We start from the raw sequence: 4,696 nt of genomic DNA on the forward strand, positions 1-4,696 counted from the left end.
CCGGTGTGGGGCCACCTCGGTGACATCGCCGAGACCCTGACCGCCGTCGCACTGCTGCCCCTGCTGTTGCAGTCGCTGCTGCCCACGCTGCTGCGGCACGTGGCCACCGCGCCCGAGCGGACCAACGCGCCCTGGGTCCTCCAGCGGCTCGGCGAGGACCCGTTCGACCTCGACGGCAGCCCGGACACGCTCGGCCTGCACCACGGCGACGTGCTGTATCTGCGGCCGGCCGACGAGCCGCTGCCGGGGCTGCACTTCGACGACATCTCCGACGGCGTCGCCCACGCCGTCGCGAACCGCTCCGACCTGTGGCGGCCCGAGCTGACCCGGGGGCTCGCGCTCGCGGTCGCCGCGCTCGTCGCGCTCGCGCTCGGTGTCACCGCGTTCGGCGCGGGACCCGGCGCCCTCGCGACATCCGCCTGCGGGGTGGCCGCGGTCGTGCTCGCCGCGGGCTGCGCCGTGCTGTCCCGCGCCGGAGCCGACAGGACCACCGTCGGCGCCGCGGGCCTGGGCGGCATGCTGTTCGCGGCGCTCGCCGGGTTCGCGCCGTTCTCCCTGCCGCCCGCCCCCGCGGTCCTGCCGGTGGGCGCCCACGGGCACGCGCACCTCGGGCACTTCGCACTCGGCTCGGCGGGGCTCCTGGTCGCGGCGGGCGCCGTCGTCCTGGTCGCGGGCGTCCTGACGGCCCTGCGCATACTGCCGTTCACGCTGCCCGGCACGTTCATGGTGTGCGCGATCGCCGCCGCCGTCGGTGTCGCCGTCGCGCGGATCGGCGGCCTCACCGCCGTTCAGGCGACCGGCATCACCGGCGTCGCGATGTTCGTGCTCGGCCACTTCGGCCCCCGGCTGACGCTGCGCGCCGCCCGGCTCCGGGTCCCGCAACTGCCCCGTACGGCAGAGGAGTTGCAGCAGGGCATCGAGCCGGAGCCGGAGGAGACCGTGACCCGGCGGGTGGGGATCGCGAGCCAGTACCTGAACACGCTCAGCATCTCCTCCGCCCTCGTGTACGCGGTGGCGTTCCCGGTCCTGGTGCACGAGGGCGGCTGGATCGGCTGGCTGCTGCCGCTCGTGTTCGGCGCGGCCGTGCTGCTGCGCGCCCGCGGCCTCGGCGGCGCCCTCCAACGCATCCCGATGACGGTCGTCGGCGGCCTCGGCCTCGCGGTCGTCGCCCTCACCCGGCTCGCGCCGCTCGGCACCACGGAACGCGCCGTCGTCCTCGGCGTGTTCCTGGTGGCCGCGGGGCTGCTGCTGGTCGCCGCGTGGCGGCTGCCCACCGGCAGGCTGCTGCCGGTGTGGGGCCACCTCGGTGACATCGCCGAGACCCTGACCGCCGTCGCACTGCTGCCCCTGCTGTTGCAGTCGCTGCACGTGTACGCCTTCTTCCGCCAACTGGCCAGCTGAGGAGAGCGCAGTGCAGACACGGAAGGACCAGGTCCAGGCGTACCAGTTCGCGATGGGACGCCTCGCCACCGCGCTCGTGAGCGGCAACCCGGGCGGCGGCGAAAGCCCCACCAGGCGCGCCTCCCTCGGCACGTTCTTCGGCGCCGCGCTCGTCGTGCTGCTGTGCATCGGCTTCGGTGTGTACGGGCTGATCTCGCCCGTCGCGAAGACGTCCTGGAAGAAGGACGGCGCGGTCGTCGTGGAGAAGGAGAACGGCAACCGCTTCCTCTACGTCCAGGGCGTGCTGCACCCCGTACGCAACTACGCCTCCGCGCTGCTGATCTCGGGCGCCGGCGCCGCCGCCCCCGAGTCCGTGTCCGCCAAGTCCCTGGCCGGGGTGCGGATCGGCTCCGCCGTCGGCATCCCCGACGCGCCCGACGCGGTGCCGGCCGCCGCCTCGCTCCTCACCGGCGCCTGGACCCGCTGCCTGCGCCCCGGCCTGCCCGGCGGCCAGTCCGTCGACTTCGCGCCCGGCGGGCACACCTCGGCGCTCCCCGACGACCGGCAGGTGCTACTGTCCGACGCCAAGGGCGGCCGGTACGTGCTGTGGCACGGCAAGAAGTACCGCGTCACCGGCGACGCCGTCATGATCGCGCTCGGCATGGACGACGAACAGCCGCTGGCCGCCCCGGACAACTGGCTCTCGGCCGTCCCCTCGGGGCCCGCGCTCGCCGCCGCGAAGATCGACGGCGGCGGACAGCCCGCGGGGAAGGTCGCGGGCCGGTCCACCGCCGTGGGCGACCTGTTCACCACGGCGGGCACGGGCGGCTCCGCGCACTTCTACGTGATGCTCAAGGACGGCATCGCACCGGTCACCGCCACCGAGTCCGCGCTGATGTCCGCCACCGCGGGCGCCGCCAAGCCGCGCACGGTGACGGCCACCGACATCGCCGTGGCCCCGGTCTCCAAGGACCGCACCCTGATGCACCGCCTGCCCAACCTGCTCGACATGCGGGCCGCCGGCACCGAGGGCGCCGCGGTGTGTCTGCGGCAGCAGTCGGCGGGACCGGCCCTGCGCACCGGGATCGTGCTGGAGCACGGCCCGGCCGCCACCGGGTCCCGCCCGGTGCTGCTGCCCGCGGGCAAGGGCGTGCTCGCGCTCGACCAGGCGCAGGTCGGCAAGCAGGGCATCACCCCGCGCGAGTTCCTCATCACCGAGGACGGCATCGAGTACCCGCTCGACGGGGACCAGGCCGCGGGCGTCCTCGGCTTCGGCGGCGGCGGGGGCCTGCCGCTGCCGGAGAACGTCCTCGCACTGCTGCCCCGCGGCCCCGCGCTGAGCAGGACCGCCGCCGTCGACACCGTACAGAGGGGATAGCCGTGCACATCGGGCTCAGGCCACCCCGCATGCTCGGCGGCCCGCTCCAGGCGAGGCCGGCGGGGCACGCGCTGCTGCTTCACCCCAAGGGCGAGGCCGATCCGCGCGCGGTCGCGTTCGCGTCCGGGCTCGCGGCAGACACCCAGCACACGCTGACGGTCGTCGACCTGCCGCCGGGTACGGTGGAGACGGAGTGGGAGTCCGTCGCCAAGACGCTCTCGGGACGCGTCGGGAGCGTGCGGATCGTCTTCGCGCGGCCCACCACGGCGCGCGAGTCCCGGGCCATGGGGCAGCGGCTCGCGGACCGGCTCGACCGCACCGTCGTCACACCGGACGGCGAGGTCGTACCGACCGTCGACGGCGGCCTGTTCATCCCCAGCGACCGCGGCATCGGCTGGCTCGCCTACCGGCCGGGGCGCGGCCCGCAGCCCGACTCGCAGCGCTTCCCGAAGCCGCCGTGGGAGTTCTCCACGTTCAGCCGCCCCTGGGAGACCAGCGCGGACGCCACGGTCGAGCCGCTGCCGAGCGGTGTGTGGGTGCGCGCCCCGGGGCCCGGACACACCGCGCGCGGCCGCAAGTGGCTGATGGAGTCCCTGCCGTGCCACCCCGACATCCTGACGGTGGTGCTCGGCACACCGGGCGGCCCCGCGGTACCGCTCGGTGACGTGGCGCGCTTCTGGGAGACGGTGCTGCCCTCGGTGCGTTCGCGGGTGCGGTTCATCCACTACGGGCCCGTGTCGAGCGCGGAGGGCCGGGCGTACGGGCAGGAGATCGCCGACCGGCTCGCCCAGCAGGTCGTCGTGTACGCGGGCATGCCCGTGGAGCGGCGGGCGAGCCTCGAAGCGCCCGCCGTCATCGCGCTGCACAAGGACGGCACGGCCGAATCCAGGCCGTTCGCCGGTGAGTTGATGTACTTCCCCCGGCACAGCCCGGCCGCACGCCCGGCGCCGCCCGCGCTGTTCGGGGTGCGCCGCCCGCTCGACGGCGTCCCGGAGATCACCCCGGGCGTGTACGAGTACGCGGCCGACGCGGTCCTGGAGGTCGTGCAGAGCGGACTGTGGATGCGCCCGCCCACCGAGCCCGCCGACGCCGACGACGTGCGGTGCGTCCCGGCCGGACCCGGCCGCCTCGCGATCCTCTACGACCGCAGTACGCCGACGACGGCCGCGCGCATGAAGGAGCTCGCCGAGGACATGCTGTGGCGGCTCGACCCCGCGACGCGTGTCGCCTTCCAGGTCGCCCCCGCCGACGACCCCTGGCTCACCCTCGGCAACGCGGAGGACGAGGTGTGGTCGGTGGCCGCCGCCACCGAGACGGCCCCGGTCCAGCCCCCGGTGTCCACCGCCGTACGCGGCCGGGCCGCGGGCCGAGCGCAGGCCGCGCTGCAACCCGACGCCACGCCGGTGGCCGAGGCCCAGCAGGCCCCGGCCGAAGGGGACATGTCCGCGAAGCTCGCGGGCGGCCGGATCGCGCGGACCCGCAGGGGCCGCGGCCAGGGACAGGCCGCTCCCGGGACGGCCGCGGCGCCGCCGAGGCCCGAGACGGAGGCCGCGCTCGACGCGGCCGGTTCCGGTTCGTCCGGGCCCGGTTCGTCCGGGTCCGGTTCGTCCGGGTCCGCCGCAGTTCCGCGCGAGGGCGTCACGTCCGGCGAGCGCGCGCTGCCGGGCGGATTGGCGTCCGAGGGGCCGAGCACGCACCCGGCGGAGCCCGTCGCCACGCCCGACATCGCCACGTCCGACGGCACCGCGGCTCCGGCCGTGTCCACCGGGGCGGGCGCGCCGCCCGAGGCAGCCGCCGCTCCGGCCGTGGCGGGTGCGCCGCCCGCAGCACCAGCCGCCCCGCCCGCGGCCGGACAGGCGGTGCCCGAGGTGCCGCCCGCGTCGCCGCCGGTGTTCCCCGCACCGCCCGGCGCCCCGTCGGGTCCGGCCGCGCCAGGCC

General features: G+C 76.1%; 2 protein-coding genes and 1 pseudogene. All 3 read left to right on the top strand.

Features of this window, described 5'->3' with window-relative positions:
- Positions 1 to 1,401: type VII secretion integral membrane protein EccD (eccD, locus tag LCE31_RS36960; protein WP_225022401.1), on the top strand; the 1,401-nt coding region annotated here is incomplete at its 5' end.
- A 10-nt stretch (positions 1,402 to 1,411) separates the two neighbouring features.
- Positions 1,412 to 2,758, top strand: coding sequence for a type VII secretion protein EccB (gene eccB / locus LCE31_RS36965; RefSeq protein WP_225022403.1), 1,347 nt, complete (start codon positions 1,412 to 1,414; stop codon positions 2,756 to 2,758).
- Positions 2,759 to 2,760: 2 nt separating this feature from the next.
- Positions 2,761 to 4,696: pseudogene (locus LCE31_RS36970) on the top strand (hypothetical protein); the annotation flags it as partial.

It is taken from the genome of Streptomyces sp. 8L (assembly GCF_020176795.1).
Taxonomy (GTDB): Bacteria; Actinomycetota; Actinomycetes; order Streptomycetales; family Streptomycetaceae; genus Streptomyces.